Raw genomic sequence first — 16,460 nt, forward strand, 5'->3', positions numbered from 1 at the left:
AAGCCTTTTAATATTAAGTAAGAAAAATACTTTAAAAATCGTAAAAGCCAGTAAATATTTACTGGCTTTTTCATTTTAGAATATTATCTTTAAAAACAAAATTATTACTACAACACCAAAAAAGATGAAAAAATACTACAAAATAAGTGTTTTAGCTGTCCTCGGTTTGGTAGGAATCATAGGGATTTCTATCTATTCTACGCAGAACAAGCACATATCTATCGCTAAAAATAATATTAAGGAAATACATAAAAAAAATATTGACAACCATCCTTTTGTTCAATCACTAAAATTGTCAAAGAAAGATAGAAAAAAATTGGGAATACCCCCTAATAAATATAATGAAGAACAATGGGTTTTAACAATGAACCCAGAGCTTGGAAGACCTACACCTTATAAGGTAGTAGAACTTCAAAAAGAATTAATAGAAAAAAGAGAAAATTTTGCATCACGTGCCCCTGGTGATAAAGCCGATAATTTATGGGTAGAACGTGGACCAAATAATGTTGGAGGTAGAACAAGAGCCATAATGTTCGATCCTACCGACACAACTAATGAAACGGTATTTGCTGGTGGAGTTAGTGGTGGATTATGGAAAAACACAAATATTTCTAACCCAAATTCTGAATGGGTTTATGTTGGAATAACTGAAAATTTAGCCATATCTAGTATAACTTATGATCCTAATGATTTAGATACATTTTATGTTGGTACTGGTGAGGGTTTTCCAACCGGCTCTGACGCCATGACAAGTGGAAATGGCTTATGGAAATCTAGTGATGCCGGTGACACTTGGGATAACGTTTTTGGCGGCAAAACGGGGGATAGTTACTTTGTTTCTGCCTCTAATATTACTGTTAACTCTCCTTCAGGAATTGCTACCAATTACGAATCTTTTCCAACTGATAATTTTGGATCTGAAATAACTAGTGTAATTACTGCCGATTTTGTTCTTGCAAACGATTCAACAGGCGAGCCGACAGAAGGTTGTAATGCTTTTGGAGCAGATGCGACAGGAAAAATTGCAATTATTAGAAGAGGAAATTGTGATTTTGTGGTAAAGGTAAAAAATGCTCAAGATGCGGGTGCAATTGCAGCTATTGTATTAAATAATGTTTCAGGAGAACCTATTCCTATGGGTGGAGAAGATGCAACTATTACTATACCAGCTGTAATGATTACCAAAGAAGCAGGCGATCTTATAGAAGCGGCAATGGCCACGGAAACTGTTAATGGATCTTTAAACCCCGCAACAGGTGATGTTACTGGTACGATTGTTCCAGGCGCACAATTTATCCATGATATTGCAGTAAGAGACAATAATGGTACTTCAGAAATATATATCGCCGTAGGTGTTGGAGGTTATGTAACCTCAAATGCAACCACGTATGTGGGAGGTGATGTATATGGGTTGTTTAAGTCTGTTGATGGAGGAGATAACTGGACAGAAATAAGTATTCCTTTAACAGAAAATGGTAATAAACACATCCCTAAAGATATTGAAATTGCCTCAGACGGTACAATATGGATGTCTACAACAAGTTATGGAATACATAATGATGGTGGTGGAAAAGTATTTAAATCTGACGATGGTTCAGCATTTACTCAATTGTATGAAATTCCAGATGGTGCTAGAACAGAGATAGCTGTTTCTGCGACTGACCCCAAAAAAGTATATGTTTTAGCTCAACTATCAACCGGAGGTGTCATCATTAAAAGAACGACTAGTGGGTTTGTACCTGCCTTTGCAACAGTTACCGTAAGTTCTCCAAGTGACCCTTCATCATATGTTGATTCTAGCGACTTTACTAATGGACAAGCATGGTACGATTTAGCTATAGATGTAGATCCAACTAACGATGCAAACGTATTTATTGGTGGTATTAATGTATTTAAATCTACTAACAGTGGTGGTGCTTGGAATAAAATATCGTACGCCTATGTTCCTAATGGGACCTCTAGTGTGCATGCGGATCAGCATCAAACCGTTTTTGGACATGGAGATGCTTCTAAAGTATTATTTGTAAATGATGGTGGTGTTTATTATTCTAGTGATGGAGGTGCAACAATAAGCCCTAGAAATAACGGTTATAATACGTCTCAATATTACACCATAGCTGTAGGTCCTACAACGGCATTTCCTACCGGAGATCATTTTGCAGGTGGATTACAAGATAATGGTACACAATTAATTGAAAACGGAGATACAACAGGACCTGATAGTGCCACAGAAATATATGGCGGAGATGGTGCTTACACCTATTTTGATCAAGACGGCACAGATAGATATGTAATTTCAAATTATGTTTACAACGATGCTATAAATCTGTATAATTTTGATGGTGATAATGTTACCATTAATGATGAAAATTTAAGCAATGGTTCTTTTATTAACCCAGGAGCCTTAGATTCTAATTTAGACATACTTTATACAAACTATTCTGCCGGTGGTGTTTATATAGTAAAACGATATTCTGCAATTAAAGATGAAGCTACGTTAACCAAGACAGATTTAACAAGTGAAGAGTTAACTACTACACCAACTGCATTTACAGTATCACCACATACAACAACTTCATCAACACTTCTTGTTGGTACCGTTTTAGGTGATGTATTATTGGTTGAAAATGCAGATGGAGCAACTCCAACTTGGACAAATCTTGACGATAATCAATTAGTTGGTAGCGTTTCAGATATAGAGTTTGGACAATCTGAAAACGATATTTTTGTTACCATGCACAACTACGGTGTAAACAATATCTGGTATAGTAGCGATAAAGGTTCTACATGGCAAGCTAAAGATGGTAATTTACCAGATTTGCCAGTAAAAACAATATTACAGAACCCACTTAACTTAGAAGAAGTTATAATAGGAACGGAACTTGGCGTTTGGTATACCAACGATTTTTCTAGTGCCAATCCTACTTGGAGTACTTCTTTTAACGGCATGAGTAATGTAAAAGTGTTAGACTTAGATTTAAGAAATGACAATATGGTATTTGCTGCAACTCTAGGAAGAGGTGTTTTCTCAGGTCAATTTACAGCGGCTTCTTTAAGTACGGATAAGCATGTGTTTTCATCATCTAATTTAAGGATCTACCCAACGGTTTCTAACGGAGACATTAACATCATATCTAACGAATATATTGACAACACTACATTGAATGTTTATAATATATCTGGAAGAAAAGTGTATTCTGAAAATTTAAATTTATCTAATACTGAACGTAAAATAGATTTAACTAATTTACAATCTGGTATGTATTTAATGAAATTCTCTAAAGACAACATTGAAACTACCCATAAAATAATGATTAAGTAAATTTTATTTAAAAATTATAAAGCCACCTAAAAAATTCCTTTAGGTGGCTTTTTTTATTTATACCTATAACATAACTTAAGCTTTTAAACAAAATGTAATTTAATTACTAAGTCTTTTTCATACCTTTACACCAATGGAAAACCAAACACAAATATTCGGAATACGTGCCATAATAGAGGCCGTAAATGCAGGAGAAACTATCGATAAAGTATTTTTGCAAAAGGGAGAAAGAGGCGAACTATTTGGTGAGCTAGAATCTTTATTAAACAAAAAGTCCATTAACAAATCTTATGTTCCTGTTGAAAAACTGAATAGGTTAACCAAAAACAATCACCAAGGTGCCGTTGCACAAATATCTCCTATTGAGTTTCATGACATGGAAACTCTAGTAATGAGTGTAATGGAATCTGGTAAAACACCACTCTTTCTTTTGTTAGATCAATTAAGTGATGTTAGAAATTTTGGTGCCATTATTAGAACTGCCGAATGTACAGGAGTTAACGGTATTATAATTCAAAAAAATGGTAGCGCGCCGGTTAATGGCGACACTATAAAAACGAGTGCTGGTGCTGTGTTTAAAATTCCTATTTGTAAAGTAGACCATATTAAAGATGCTGTTTTTTACATGCAAGCATCTGGCATAAAAGTTATTGCGGCTACCGAAAAAACTAACGATACCCTATACGACGTTTCTTTTGTTGAACCTTGTGCTATAATTATGGGATCGGAAGGCAGAGGTATAAACCCATCTACCTTAAAAGTTGTAGATGCTAAAGCTAAACTTCCATTACTAGGGGACATTGAATCTTTAAATGTTTCTGTGGCTTGTGGTGCTTTTTTATACGAAGTGGTGAGACAGCGACTTATTAAGTAAACAGGCGTAGTGGTTCTCTTAAAAATTTGAGAAAACCCTATTAAACCTATTTTCTATTAATCCCTTTCAGGATTTTCTTCTGTGAAGTGGTAATTTATATGAATTTGCTCCTTCTCTACTTCTATTTCAGGCTCAACGGATTCAATAAAATTTCCATTTTCATCAAAATGCTTTAGAAAAGGATCGTTTTCTTCGTTGTAATTTTCTTGTTCCCAAACATACTTTTTAGGTTTTGCTATTTCTTTTCGAAAAATAAATGCAAATACCAAACCTGTTATTAAACCGGCCATATGGCCTTCCCAAGATATGCCTTGTTCGATTGGCAAGGTATACCAAATCATACTTCCGTAAAGAAAAATGACAAGTAAGGATAAGGCAATTAACCGATAATGTTTAGCAAATACGCCTTTAAAAAAGGTAAAACTTACCAAAACATAAATTAGTCCGCTAGCACCTATATGGAATGAGGGTCTACCTATACACCAGGTAAGAAATCCAGATAATAAAACGCCCCAAAAAAGAACCTTCCAAGCAATATGTCTGTAGAAATAAAACAAAGCTGTAGATAAGACAAATAAGGGCACCGTATTATGGTAGATATGTTTGATATTGCCATGAATGAAAGGACTCAGCAAAACGCCTCTTAAACCTTTTAAGGTTTGCGGATACACACCATATTTACTGAAATTATAACCAAAACGTACTTCGAACCAAAATACCAGCCATATAGCGAGTACAAAAAACACAGGGTACGCAATGACGCCCGTAGAGAATTTAAAATGTTCTTTATTTTTCATTACCATAAATTTAGCAAATAGTTATCCAACTTTTAGTTTAGTGCTAAATTGGCAGTTAAGCACCCGCGTGAGGGATTGTAGTGAATAGCCCACAGCCCGACGTAGGAGGTGCGAGGACTTGTAACAAAAAGCCCGTCCACCGATTTTTATTCGGGGGACACGCCCAAAACTAAAAAGAAAGCCATTTCGACAACCATGTAACGACATAAAACAAAAAATTTACTTTAATTTTGTGTTTATGAACGACAATGCTCCATTAGCCGAACGGTTGCGGCCAAAAACCTTAAAAGACTACGTAAGTCAAACACATTTGGTGGGCGAAGGTGGTGCATTATCGCAGCATATTAAGCAAGGTTTAATTCCGTCCATGATTTTTTGGGGACCTCCAGGAACCGGAAAAACAACCTTAGCCAATATTATTGCCAGCGAATCTGGAAGACCATTTTACACATTAAGTGCCATAAATTCTGGTGTTAAAGACATTCGCGAGGTAATTGATAAAGCCAAACAAAGTGGCGGCTTGTTTACTACAAAAAACCCAATTTTGTTTATTGACGAGATCCACAGGTTTAGTAAATCGCAACAAGACTCGCTCCTACAGGCGGTAGAAAAAGGTTGGATTACACTTATAGGTGCGACTACCGAAAACCCGAGTTTCGAGGTTATTTCGGCACTATTATCACGCTGTCAGGTTTATATTTTAAATGCCTTCGATAAAACAGATTTAGAAACGCTTTTAAAACGTGCTATCCAAACCGATGTTCATATTTCTAAAAAAAATATAACCCTTAAAGAAACCAATGCCCTTTTAAGACTATCGGGTGGCGATGCAAGAAAGTTACTTAACATTTTCGAGCTTTTAGTAAACTCCTTTAGTACCGAAGATATTGTAATAACCGACGAGACTGTTTTAGAAAACATACAAAACAACACCGTTCGCTACGATAAAACGGGCGAACAGCATTACGATATTATTTCGGCTTTTATAAAATCCATTCGTGGCAGTGACCCAAATGGAGCTGTTTATTGGCTAGCCCGCATGATTGAAGGTGGCGAAGATGTTAAGTTTATAGCCCGTCGTTTACTAATTTCGGCAAGCGAGGATATCGGTAACGCCAACCCAACGGCACTTGTAATTGCCAATAACGCATTTCAGGCCGTTACAACCATTGGCTACCCAGAAGCCCGCATCATTTTAAGTCAGTGTGCCACCTATTTGGCATGTTCGCCAAAAAGTAACGCCTCGTATATGGCTATTGGTATGGCTCAACAATTGGTTAAACAAACCGGCGATTTAAGCGTGCCCATAGAAATTAGAAACGCTCCTACTAAATTAATGAAAGAGCTCGGGTATGGCGATAATTACAAATATGCACACAATTACGAAAACAATTTTGCCCCACAAGAATTTCTGCCAGACGAAATTAAAAACCAAAAACTTTACGACCCCGGAAATAATGCACGCGAAAACGCACATCGCGAGTTTTTAAAGCAACGCTGGAAAGACAAATACAACTATTAAAATATTTTGGGCGTTACCTTTTACTTTTACTCATTCCTACAAGGTAAAAAAACCTTGCAGGATCGCAAAAGGTCGGGCTTTCACTACTCGCACCCTCCTTAGGTCGGGGAGCTCAAACAGACCGTTCAATCCCTAACGCAACTAGCGTATTCAAAATAAAATTTAGAATTTTATATTCAGTGTTTCTTGCTTTAAAGTAGCACCAGAATAATATTCCATTATCCAGTCGTTTCCTTTTTTATAAACAATAGCACTACTGCCCTCAACTAAATAAACATCTTTTAAATTGGTGTTTTTTATACGGTACACCACTTTTGGAGCACTATCAACCAACTGAAATCCATGGTCAATAGCCTGTGCATACAACACGTTTGATTCCCCTTGTATTACGGCAACATTTTCAACTGACTTCTGAACCACAACTTTAGGTTTAGCCGGAGCTTTTGGCATATTTACTGTCACAACTTTAGCCTCTTTTTCCTGTTTTAATAGCTCAATTTCCTTTTTTAAATGTTGAATTTCTGCGCTAGTTTCAGTATTTTTTTGAGGTTGTTTTGCATTAGCCATCAAGTTTTCATTGGGTACGAACTCATAATTTAAGGCTTCTATAGATTTAAAAGCTTCTCGTAAGGCTAAATTATAGGCAACCTTATACTCCTTTTCTCTACTTTCTCCAATAGCGGACTCAAAAATTAACTTGTCGTTACAATCCTTTAGGGTTACTTTTAATCTCGTTTTAAACATCCCTGACTCCTTTAAAACATCAGAGTTTAAGGCCAAACATCTATTTTGAATCATTTGGTCCGGATAATTAGACCCTTCCATAACCACTTCAAATCCATATTTTTCAAACAAAAATTTTGTTAACGAGTTAAGTTGATATTGATCCTTACCCTTTAAAAAGTCATACTTATTAGGTACAATAACGTATTTGTAATTATTTAAGTTAGCCTGTGCAAACACAGTAGTTGCCAAAAAACATGTTATAGCAAAAGTTAAAAATTTAATTTTCATTTATTATTAAATATATAGTTAAAACCTAATTGTAAAGATACACTTTGTGCATCGTAAATATTTTGATATTGCAAAAAATTATCGGCTAGCACATAAAAGTTAGCACCTCCTAAATGGGCAGATACACCTAAACCAATATTATTAAAGGTATAAGAATCTAAGGTATAAGTAGCCTTAATCCGTAAACTTTTAAAAAGTCTTCGGTAGTAATATGCTGTTAAAGCTAACTGAGGGCTTTTAGGCCGTTTTATAACATACAACTGCGCACCTATTGCGTTCATATAAGGGCTTTCGCCAGCCAAACAATTACAATCTTTTAATCTTTTTTCACCAAAAGCATAATTTAAAGAAGCATTAAACTTTACTGGCCGCCACGTGGTGTATGCCTCACTATTTTCGTTGGTATCAAATAAATCTTCAAATTCTTCTTCAATATTACTAAAAAAATCATCAGCGCTATCCCCGTCATTCGAATCGAAAAAAATGGGATCAACACCTTCAAAAATCACCTCTCCTTTAATTTCATGATTTTCTACTTCTTTTGTATGCCTTATAAAGCCAACATCTTGTAAACTGGCATCGAAGGTCCATTGTTTGTTTAAATTATATGTAAAACCAATATCGAAACCAAGACCTAAATTGCCACCCAATAATGTTCGTTTAATAACGTCTTTAGGCTCGAACCTATTGTCTTCTCCATTAGTGGCATACCCCGAAGTTTTTAACGCCATATCTAAATTGAAAATATGTTTATAAAAGTTGTTGTCGCCTAATACCGTTGTAAAAGCCCCTTCGTTTTTGTTAGATGTGGCATTAATTATACTAGAATAAATTTTACCTCTAGCTCCATAAGTAAACTTTTCATTTACTTTTTTGTTATAGCCGAAATGCCAAACCGCAATGACCTCAGCCGAGGCACTAACGCTATTTACTCTAAAAGGTCGCCCTATATTAGATTGATTACCTTCTAAAGCCAAAATGGCAAGATCTTTTGGAAAATAGGTTATAAAATCCAATTCTTGATACACCCCAAAACTTAAATATTGGTTTTTATTGTAACTGCTACCAAATGCAAATCCTCCAGAAACCACCTCCAATTGTTGCGTGGTTGTAAAGAAATCACCTGGTTTTGCCTGGTCAATAACACGCCGAAATTTAATATTAAAATCGACTCCATCATCAGCAAAAAAATCATAAACTGTTGCCCCAGACGAACCTCCATTAATATGAAAATGTGATAAAAAGGGAATTCCAAAATACCCTGTATTGGTTACTTTTCCACCGGGGTTAGAAAGCAGCGATTGTGGTATTTCTGTGAATCCGTATAATAACTGTTTGTTTTGGCTAAAACATACATAACCTATAAGTAATAATAACAGACTAATATTTTTCATATTTAGTCTTTAATATTAAAATAGAAAACACTTTTAGACTTCATATTTATTCGCCCAGGTGTATTTTCATTAACTTCTTCACCCGGTTTCATGGTTAGGGTAAAACTTAACTTTGCGGTGTTCTTTAAAGCATTTAAGGTGTTGCCTTCAAAAACCTCTGTATATTTTGTATAAGCCTCCGAATTATCTGAAGATGCTGAGGCCTCAAAAGAAAACGAATGAACTAATCGGTCTAACTCGTCCAAAAAATCTACTTGCAACCCATACCCTCTATTAATCGAATTTATAACCTCGAATACAAATTCGGCTTTAATAACATGACTTCTATTAAAACTATTGTTAAAAATATCTGTTTCAATAAAATCTGAAGATTCGTTAACTTCCATCCCGCCAACAAAAAACTTACTTGCAGGCGCATCAAAAAAAAGCAAACTATTTTCAATAACTGGCGATAACTCTAATTCTTCGGCTTGGGTTAAATCGATGTCTTCTGTGCATGACCACAAACAGACAGCAAAACTAAATACTAAACCATATATTTTTAAAATTTTTAGTGCCATAGTGCTTATAAAACGAACTTATTCCTAATCTATTATAGGTATTTTTTTAATTGTATTAAATTATCAATTTGTTTAATGTTGTTATCTACCTCCAAATTATTAACATCAAAAAACACGACATCCATCCCTATATTTTTTGCACCCAAAATATCTGCTTCGTAGCTATCTCCTATCATAACACTTTTACTGGCATTAGTATTAGCTAAATTTAATGCATAATTAAATATTTTAGGATTTGGTTTTTTAACACCTGCTATTTCTGAATTGGTAATCGTTTTAAAATAATGAGTTATTTTAGAATAGCTCATTTTTTTATATTGAACCTCATCAAACCCATTGGTAATGATATGCAAGGTATAATTAACACTTAAATAATCTAAAATCTCGAAGGTATTTTCAAACAAGTGATTAAACCCAGATAAATGTGTAATATAATCGACAGACAACTTATCAATTAATTCAGTATTTGCATTAAAGCCAACAGCTTTAAAGGTATCATGTAATCTGCCATAACGTAAGACCTCCTTTTGTATTTTTTCTTCCCTATAAAGTTTCCAATAGTTTAAATTAATAGGTTCATAATGTTTCAAAAAATCTTTAATATTAACACTTATATTATTGATTTTAAAAATTTTATCGAATGTTAATGCCGAATTCTTATCAAAATCCCAAAGGGTATGGTCTAAATCAAAAAACACGTCTGTAATTCCTTTAAGCTTCATTTGGTGATTCTAAAATTAAATTAAACAATTCTTTAAATCCACTCCAGCGTTTATTATCGCTAAATGTATAATTATGAAAAATGGGAACAAACAAACCATCTACCTGTTTTATTTCATAAATCAATTCGTTTAAAGCCTTCTTTTTATCTAACAATGATTTTTGCTTTAAAAGCGTAAAATCCATAAGTTGATAAGGTACAATTTTTAAGGGGGTTTGTACTTCAAAATCTAAATCGTAGAACAAAAATGGCGTGCAAGTACCAGCCCTAAAACCTAAGTGGTTTACATATCCCATGGAATAGTCTTCTTTAATTTCTAAGGCTATTAGATTTCTATAAGTTTCTGGTAAATTAAGTTTGGAAAAGGACTGTCTAGATGCTTTTAAATTAGTATTTAAAATATCTTCCATTTTTTGTTTTTCTTTCTTTAAAAGGATTTCATCATCTAAAGCAAAATAGGAAATTTTTAGTCCGACGTCACAATAATCTCGAACGTGTTTAATTAGAGATATAAATTGCTTCTTATTCGGGTTAATTCCTTTGTCGTAAGTAGAATAATCGCCTAACAAGAAAAAGAAAAGAAACGTAAAGGACGAACTTTTTTGCCGGTTTATTAAGTACTTAAACGTATCAAAAGGATCGTGTTTAAAGCCCATAATTACAGCAAACCTAGTGTACAAACTTTTAAGTCTAAATCTAGCTAAATCCTTAATCGACCCGCCTAGAGTCCTCATAATCCCTTTTAACTTATAGGTGTACGCCGATGGAATATCTATAATTGGTTTTATTTGATACCTTCTTGTTGGAAATTCAAAATCTGGAAATTGCTTTTTTAAAGCATCCCTAAACTTATAGGCCCAAATATCAACAACGGGTTGATGTAAGAAACCTTCTTTATACGCTAAACTTTCGGTTGCTGTAAAACGACCGAATTCATCTTTTACATGCGGTAAATACTCTTCATATCTGGATAATAAATAAAAAGAAGCCGAAAAAACATCAAAAGGAATACTACTCTTTTCCCCCAGATAGAAGAAGCATTTTGTATTCTCCCAAGTATGAATATGGATATCAATATCGCTTAACCCTTGCTCGAATAAAATATCGTGACTTTTAACATAAAACTCATTACCCAATTGCTGTTTGGTGTAAGACATTTTCAAACTATCATGAGCAATAAACGATTCAATTTTAGTTGTAAAACCGACTTCAATGCCTAAAACTCGTTTACAAATATGCTTAAAAACATATTTAAGTCGCGGCGATATTTTATGAGTATAAACTAATAACATAATTTCAGTTTGCAGTGTTCAGGGTTTAGTAAGCGGTCATCAGTCCGCTGTCTTTGTTTACAACAGCGATTCATCAGCGAAACTAAAGTATGCTTTTTCTGTTATAATTAGGTGGTCTAGCACCTTAATATCTAAACTTTGTGCTGCTGTTTTCAACTTTTGAGTGATTTGCTTATCGGCTTCACTTGGTTTTAATCCTCCCGACGGATGATTGTGCACCAAAATTAAACCAACAGCTCCAACCTCTAAGGCATTTTTTAAAACTAAGCGTACATCTACTAAAGTTCCAGTTATGCCGCCCTTACTCAGTTGATTTTTACGAATTACTTTATTAGAATTATTTAAATATATTATCCAAAACTCCTCGTGCTGCAGTTCGCCAATAACAGGTTGCATAAGCTCAAAAACCGAAGAGCTCGATGTAATTTTCTTTTTTTCTAAAGCTTCTTCACCTCGCCGGCGGCGTCCTAACTCCAAAGCGGCAATTATAGTTATAGCTTTGGCTTCGCCTATACCTTTAAATTCGGTAAGTTGTTTAATAGAAAGTTTTCCTAAAGCACTTAAATTATTATCGGTGTTTGCAAGGATGCGTTTACATAAATCGACAGCGCTTTCTTGTCGGTTGCCAGAACCAATCAAAATAGCTACAAGTTCGGCATCACTTAAAGCCGCCTTTCCTTTGTATAATAATTTCTCACGCGGTTGATCATCCTGACTCCAGTTCTTTATAGAAAATGACGATGATTTTTCTTGCATTCGTTAAAGATAAATATTGTAAATTTATAAATCAAAAATCAGCAATCAAAAATCTTAAGTTTCCTTTCATTCCAGGGGCAAGACAAAACAACAAAAGCATTGAGCTATCCTCCAAAACATCATCAAGACAACGATATCAGTCACCTTATTGAAGTGATTAAAACCTATCCATTGGCCACATTAATTTCGGTTAAAGATAATACGCCATTAATAACGCACTTGCCTTTAATTTACAATGAAAGCGGTAAACTTATTGGGCATATTGATATGAACAACCCACAGGCAGAACTTTTAAAAAATGGTAACGACATCACTATTATATTTTCTGGCCCGCAATGCTATATCTCACCAAGTATTTATACCACCAAACAATTACCAACCTGGAATTACATTAAAGTACATTTAAAAGGCAAAGTGAAAACTATTGAAAGCAAAGACGCTTTAAAACAATCGTTAATTACAATGACTGAATTTCTTGAAGCCCCAGACCACAAATATGTTTTAGATCCGGATAATAAAAGTATGAATGGCTATCTTAATTATATTGAAATGTTTGAGATTTCTATTGATTCTTGGGAAGGTAAATTTAAACTCTCACAAGATAAAAAACCTGAAGATATCGAAAATGCTAGAGCAGAATTGGTAAGAGCTAACCAAGAAAGTATTGAGACTTTTTTAGGCAGTTGCTTTGAGGTTTGAAAACTTTAATTTTTAAGACTAATCAACCAAATTCATTTAACAATCGATAAGTTTCATTAAAGCGGAAACTTGTCTTTGCATTGTAGCACATTCTCGAATTCCTACTAATTTATAATTTCATATCTTTATAACCAACTATTAACCAATTAGATACAGCATTATGAAAACAAAATTGATATTTGTAATGATTATGATTTTCGGAATTGTAGTTACAAGTTGTAAAGAAAAGGTAGAAAAAGAGGAAGTTGAAGAAGTAAAAGTAGATTTGATTAATGATGAATTTCCTGAGGCAAAACAAGAATTACTGGACACCTGGGATGGTATTGTTCAAAGTCTTAAAGAAGGAGATATGGATAAACTAATTGCTTTCCATGCATATAGTCCAAAGTTTACTGAATTTAAAAATGGCGAACCACGCAATGGAAGTAAGGCTAATGAAGAATTTGAACGCAATACATTTGGAGCTGTAACCGAAGTTGTGAAATTCGACACCAAAGATATGTTAGTTGCCGTGTATGGTGATGTAGCCAATTTAACTTTTCATTCTGATTTTCATCTCAAATTTGGTGAAGACCTTGTAGTTGTAAACGACCAAATTTCGTTGTTATTCGTGAAGACGGATAACGGATGGAAAATCGTGAGTGAACATCATTCACCTCTGAAAAAAGAAGAAAGTTAAAAACGTATATAATTAATTGCTCTGGTCAGGGTTATTCAGAATATCCTGCCGGTTTTCCTAACGTTCGGATTCCTTTTGAAAATTAGTTGCACGAGACTAGCAACTAACCATATACCAAGCGTTAAACGAACATCCCTAAAATTTTAATCAATCAACCCCTTAACAGCATCAAAATCTAAACCACCATAATTACCAGAACTCATTAATAACAAGGCTTTATTATCAAAATTTTGTGAGAATAAAAAGTTTTTAAAATCGTCTGGGTTGGTGTAAATAATTAAATCGTCGCGCTGAAACGCATTTGCTATTTGCTCGTGGGTAACCTCCTCAAGTTTTTTAATTTCTACGGCATGTGGTGAATAGAACACCACTGCAAGATCGGCTGCATCAAGAGCGCCTTTATATTCTTTTAAAAATTCGGCATTTAAACTACTGTAGGTGTGTAATTCTAAACAGGCTACAACCGTACGGTTTTTATACTGTTCTTTAACCGCATTTGTAGTAGCTTCTACCTTACTTGGTGAGTGTGCAAAATCTTTATAGGCTACACTAGTTTTACTTTCTGCAATTTTCTCTAAACGTTTACTAGCGCCTTTAAATGTAGAAATAGCCTCATAAAAATCATCCTCGTCTATTCCCATATGTTGACAAATCCATTTGGCACCTGCAAGGTTATTTAAATTGTGTTTACCAAAAACCTCAATAGGCAATTCGCCTTCGGGAGTTTCCAGAAGTGTTTGTCCATCTTCTACGGTGTATTCTGGAGTTTGGTAGGCTATTTTTCTTATGGTGTTGTCGCTAGATTCAACTACGCGTTTAACTTCTGGGTCTTCTTCGTTGTAATTAATGCTTCCACCGCTTACAATAGAATCTACAAAAAGGCTAAACTGCTCTACGTAGTTTTCGTAGGTTGGAAATACATTAATATGATCCCAAGCGATACCGCTTAACAAAGCAATATTGGGTTTGTATAAGTGAAATTTTGGTCGTCTGTCTATGGGCGAGCTTAAATATTCGTCACCTTCTAACACTATAAAATCGTTGTGTTCGGTAAGTTTTACCATAACATCGAAACCTTCTAATTGCGCGCCAACCATATAATCGACTTCGCGATCGTGATAATGCATTACATGCAAAATCATTGATGTTATTGTTGTTTTACCATGACTTCCTCCAATAACTACACGGGTTTTATGTTTGGATTGCTCGTACAAAAACTCTGGGTAGCTATAAATTTTAAGCCCTAATTCTTGAGCCTTTAGCAACTCAGGATTATCGGCTTTAGCGTGCATACCTAAAACTATAGCATCCAAATTAGCGGTTATTTTTTCTGGAAACCAACCAAAGGTTTCTGGCAATAACCCTTTGGCTTGTAATCTAGATTTGGACGGATCGAATATAGTATCGTCACTTCCGGTTACTTGATATCCTTTATTATGTAAAGCAAGTGCTAAATTATGCATTGCTGCTCCGCCAATGGCTATAAAATGTACGTTCATGAAACAAATATCAAACTACAAAAATCAATTTCCAAATTATTTATGGATTAGTTGATTGGTGTTAAAAAAATGTATAGTAAAAGCGCAAAACGTAACGATTTTTTATTGAAAAACCGAATTAACAGGTATGCCCGCGTTAGGGATTGTAGCGGATAGCTCACAGCCCGACGAAGGAGGTGCGAGTACTTGTAACGAAAAGCCCGACCGCCTTTCCTGATCACAGACGAAGGGTGTAGTAACCTGCCTACCGGCAGGCGGGCGCCCAAATATTACAAATTTAAAATTTTCTGTTTTTCTTCCTTAAATGGTTTAATTTTTGGCAGTTGTGCTATAGCTAAATCGATATATTTTAAGGCCGCTTCTTTGTTATTTTTATACACATTTATTTGTGCCAAACGGTAGTGTGCCCACGCCTTTGGAACGCCATCGGACTCGGAATAATTCTCGATATAAGTTTGCAAACATTGTTCGCCTTTTTGAAGCTCAATATTATACTCTGCTGCCACCTTTCCTATCTGATAATGCAGGGCATTCCGTTGGTGTTTTTGTTGGGCTTCCTCGATAGTTTTTATGGCCTTTTCGGGTTGTTTTTCCTTTTCGTATAAGGCAGAAAGTTTATTAAAGCAGGTTAATGAACCGCCTGTTTGAATGGCCATTTTATAATACTTTTCGGCTAATTCTGGTTCGTTATCATATTCGTAAACATAGCCTTTTGCTAAGTAACCATCCACCTTCGATAGATTTTCCAGTTCTTGAGCATAGTGTAACGACTTACTCTTGCTACCCCCAAAAACACCTGGCAGTTGCATGTACAGCTCTACTAAAGCCCAACGGGTTTCAATGTGGTTTTTATCCAATTGAGCCGCCGTGGTAAATGCACTTTTAATATCGCCAATTAAACCTATGGCTTTAAGCTTATTTTGTAAGGCTTTCATACCCAAAACACCACCGTATTTGTAATGATAATTGGCTATTTTTGGTTTAAAATCGACTAGTTTTTTGTATTCTAATATGGCCTGATCCCATTTTTTTTGATGGCCATAAGCATCTCCTAAAAGCTCGGTAGCTTTTAAATTATCGGGATGTGTTTTTAAAAATTCTATAAGTTGATTTTCTGCTTTTATAAACTCTTTTTGCTGAAAAAATAATTGAACTTCATCAAGTTTAACCTGCGAAAAACACATTATTGGAAAAAGAAAAAGGAGCAATACTTTTGGCATAATTAAAGTTTAGGTTTACAAAAATAAGCTTTTGACTATTAGTGAGTTTTCAAGTTAAGATAATCTTAAGGATTTATCTTTTTTGTAATATCGATAGACTCGATTTTACTT

At 34.7% G+C, this 16,460-nt stretch carries 14 protein-coding genes; 5 read left to right on the forward strand and 9 right to left on the reverse strand.

Annotated features, from left to right (window positions below; all coding sequences use genetic code 11):
* The first annotated feature begins 124 nt into the window (after positions 1 to 124).
* Together ABJM36_RS10040 and rlmB are read left to right on the forward strand one after the other, a co-directional pair.
* Entirely contained in the window at positions 125 to 3,322 is a 3,198-nt protein-coding gene (locus ABJM36_RS10040) for a PA domain-containing protein (protein WP_348451312.1), read from the forward strand.
* A 133-nt stretch (positions 3,323 to 3,455) separates the two neighbouring features.
* Positions 3,456 to 4,196 (forward strand): 23S rRNA (guanosine(2251)-2'-O)-methyltransferase RlmB, encoded by a 741-nt coding sequence (gene rlmB / locus ABJM36_RS10045; protein ID WP_348451313.1) that lies wholly within the window; start codon positions 3,456 to 3,458, stop codon positions 4,194 to 4,196.
* Positions 4,197 to 4,252: 56 nt separating this feature from the next.
* Here rlmB and ABJM36_RS10050 read toward each other — a convergent pair whose 3' ends face one another.
* A complete protein-coding gene (locus tag ABJM36_RS10050; RefSeq protein ID WP_348451314.1) occupies positions 4,253 to 4,993 on the reverse strand; it encodes a rhomboid family intramembrane serine protease in 741 nt (246 codons plus the stop codon).
* 238 nt (positions 4,994 to 5,231) lie between these two features.
* Between ABJM36_RS10050 and ABJM36_RS10055 the strand changes: the two genes are divergently transcribed.
* Positions 5,232 to 6,515 (forward strand): replication-associated recombination protein A, encoded by a 1,284-nt coding sequence (locus ABJM36_RS10055; protein WP_348451315.1) that lies wholly within the window; start codon positions 5,232 to 5,234, stop codon positions 6,513 to 6,515.
* A 162-nt stretch (positions 6,516 to 6,677) separates the two neighbouring features.
* Here ABJM36_RS10055 and ABJM36_RS10060 read toward each other — a convergent pair whose 3' ends face one another.
* From ABJM36_RS10060 to radC, 6 genes are read right to left on the reverse strand one after another with little or no spacing between them, the layout of a single operon-like run.
* On the reverse strand, positions 6,678 to 7,529 hold the full coding sequence (locus tag ABJM36_RS10060) for a hypothetical protein (RefSeq protein WP_348451316.1): 852 nt from the start codon (positions 7,527 to 7,529) through the stop codon (positions 6,678 to 6,680).
* Positions 7,526 to 8,923, reverse strand: a complete 1,398-nt coding sequence (locus tag ABJM36_RS10065; protein ID WP_348451317.1) for a DUF5723 family protein — start codon at positions 8,921 to 8,923, stop codon at positions 7,526 to 7,528. The genes ABJM36_RS10060 and ABJM36_RS10065 overlap by 4 nt, the downstream gene beginning before the upstream one ends.
* A 2-nt stretch (positions 8,924 to 8,925) precedes the next feature.
* On the reverse strand, positions 8,926 to 9,483 hold the full coding sequence (locus ABJM36_RS10070) for a hypothetical protein (protein ID WP_348451318.1): 558 nt from the start codon (positions 9,481 to 9,483) through the stop codon (positions 8,926 to 8,928).
* 32 nt (positions 9,484 to 9,515) lie between these two features.
* The gene (locus tag ABJM36_RS10075; RefSeq protein ID WP_348451319.1) at positions 9,516 to 10,205 is read right to left on the reverse strand and encodes a YjjG family noncanonical pyrimidine nucleotidase; all 690 of its coding nucleotides are present in this window, start codon (positions 10,203 to 10,205) and stop codon (positions 9,516 to 9,518) included.
* Positions 10,195 to 11,496, reverse strand: a complete 1,302-nt coding sequence (locus tag ABJM36_RS10080) for a polysaccharide deacetylase family protein (RefSeq protein WP_348451320.1) — start codon at positions 11,494 to 11,496, stop codon at positions 10,195 to 10,197. Before ABJM36_RS10080 ends, ABJM36_RS10075 begins: the two co-directional genes overlap by 11 nt.
* Positions 11,497 to 11,553: 57 nt before the next feature.
* Positions 11,554 to 12,252, reverse strand: coding sequence for a DNA repair protein RadC (gene radC, locus ABJM36_RS10085; protein WP_348451321.1), 699 nt, complete (start codon positions 12,250 to 12,252; stop codon positions 11,554 to 11,556).
* Between the two features lie 99 nt (positions 12,253 to 12,351).
* Between radC and ABJM36_RS10090 the strand changes: the two genes are divergently transcribed.
* A complete protein-coding gene (locus ABJM36_RS10090; RefSeq protein WP_348451322.1) occupies positions 12,352 to 12,951 on the forward strand; it encodes an FMN-binding negative transcriptional regulator in 600 nt (199 codons plus the stop codon).
* Positions 12,952 to 13,111: 160 nt separating this feature from the next.
* Positions 13,112 to 13,630: a nuclear transport factor 2 family protein gene (locus tag ABJM36_RS10095; RefSeq protein ID WP_348451323.1), complete on the forward strand. Its 519-nt coding sequence runs from the start codon at positions 13,112 to 13,114 to the stop codon at positions 13,628 to 13,630.
* 143 nt (positions 13,631 to 13,773) lie between these two features.
* On the opposite strand, the gene ABJM36_RS10100 is transcribed toward ABJM36_RS10095, so the two are convergent.
* Positions 13,774 to 15,129 (reverse strand): Mur ligase family protein, encoded by a 1,356-nt coding sequence (locus ABJM36_RS10100; RefSeq protein WP_348451324.1) that lies wholly within the window; start codon positions 15,127 to 15,129, stop codon positions 13,774 to 13,776.
* A gap of 269 nt (positions 15,130 to 15,398) precedes the next feature.
* Complete coding sequence (locus tag ABJM36_RS10105) at positions 15,399 to 16,349, reverse strand: tetratricopeptide repeat protein (RefSeq protein WP_348451325.1); 951 nt, start codon at positions 16,347 to 16,349, stop codon at positions 15,399 to 15,401.
* Positions 16,350 to 16,460: the final 111 nt, after the last annotated feature.

Source organism: Algibacter sp. (genome assembly GCF_039977455.1).
Classification (GTDB): Bacteria; Bacteroidota; Bacteroidia; order Flavobacteriales; family Flavobacteriaceae; genus Algibacter_B.

Coding starts and splice junctions, on each gene's coding strand:
- ABJM36_RS10040 (WP_348451312.1), top strand. CDS start 125: ATGAAAAAATACTACAAAATAAGTGTTTTAGCTGTCCTCGGTTTGGTA.
- rlmB (WP_348451313.1), top strand. CDS start 3,456: ATGGAAAACCAAACACAAATATTCGGAATACGTGCCATAATAGAGGCC.
- ABJM36_RS10050 (WP_348451314.1), bottom strand. CDS start 4,993: ATGAAAAATAAAGAACATTTTAAATTCTCTACGGGCGTCATTGCGTAC.
- ABJM36_RS10055 (WP_348451315.1), top strand. CDS start 5,232: ATGAACGACAATGCTCCATTAGCCGAACGGTTGCGGCCAAAAACCTTA.
- ABJM36_RS10060 (WP_348451316.1), bottom strand. CDS start 7,529: ATGAAAATTAAATTTTTAACTTTTGCTATAACATGTTTTTTGGCAACT.
- ABJM36_RS10065 (WP_348451317.1), bottom strand. CDS start 8,923: ATGAAAAATATTAGTCTGTTATTATTACTTATAGGTTATGTATGTTTT.
- ABJM36_RS10070 (WP_348451318.1), bottom strand. CDS start 9,483: ATGGCACTAAAAATTTTAAAAATATATGGTTTAGTATTTAGTTTTGCT.
- ABJM36_RS10075 (WP_348451319.1), bottom strand. CDS start 10,205: ATGAAGCTTAAAGGAATTACAGACGTGTTTTTTGATTTAGACCATACC.
- ABJM36_RS10080 (WP_348451320.1), bottom strand. CDS start 11,496: ATGTTATTAGTTTATACTCATAAAATATCGCCGCGACTTAAATATGTT.
- radC (WP_348451321.1), bottom strand. CDS start 12,252: ATGCAAGAAAAATCATCGTCATTTTCTATAAAGAACTGGAGTCAGGAT.
- ABJM36_RS10095 (WP_348451323.1), top strand. CDS start 13,112: ATGAAAACAAAATTGATATTTGTAATGATTATGATTTTCGGAATTGTA.
- ABJM36_RS10100 (WP_348451324.1), bottom strand. CDS start 15,129: ATGAACGTACATTTTATAGCCATTGGCGGAGCAGCAATGCATAATTTA.
- ABJM36_RS10105 (WP_348451325.1), bottom strand. CDS start 16,349: ATGCCAAAAGTATTGCTCCTTTTTCTTTTTCCAATAATGTGTTTTTCG.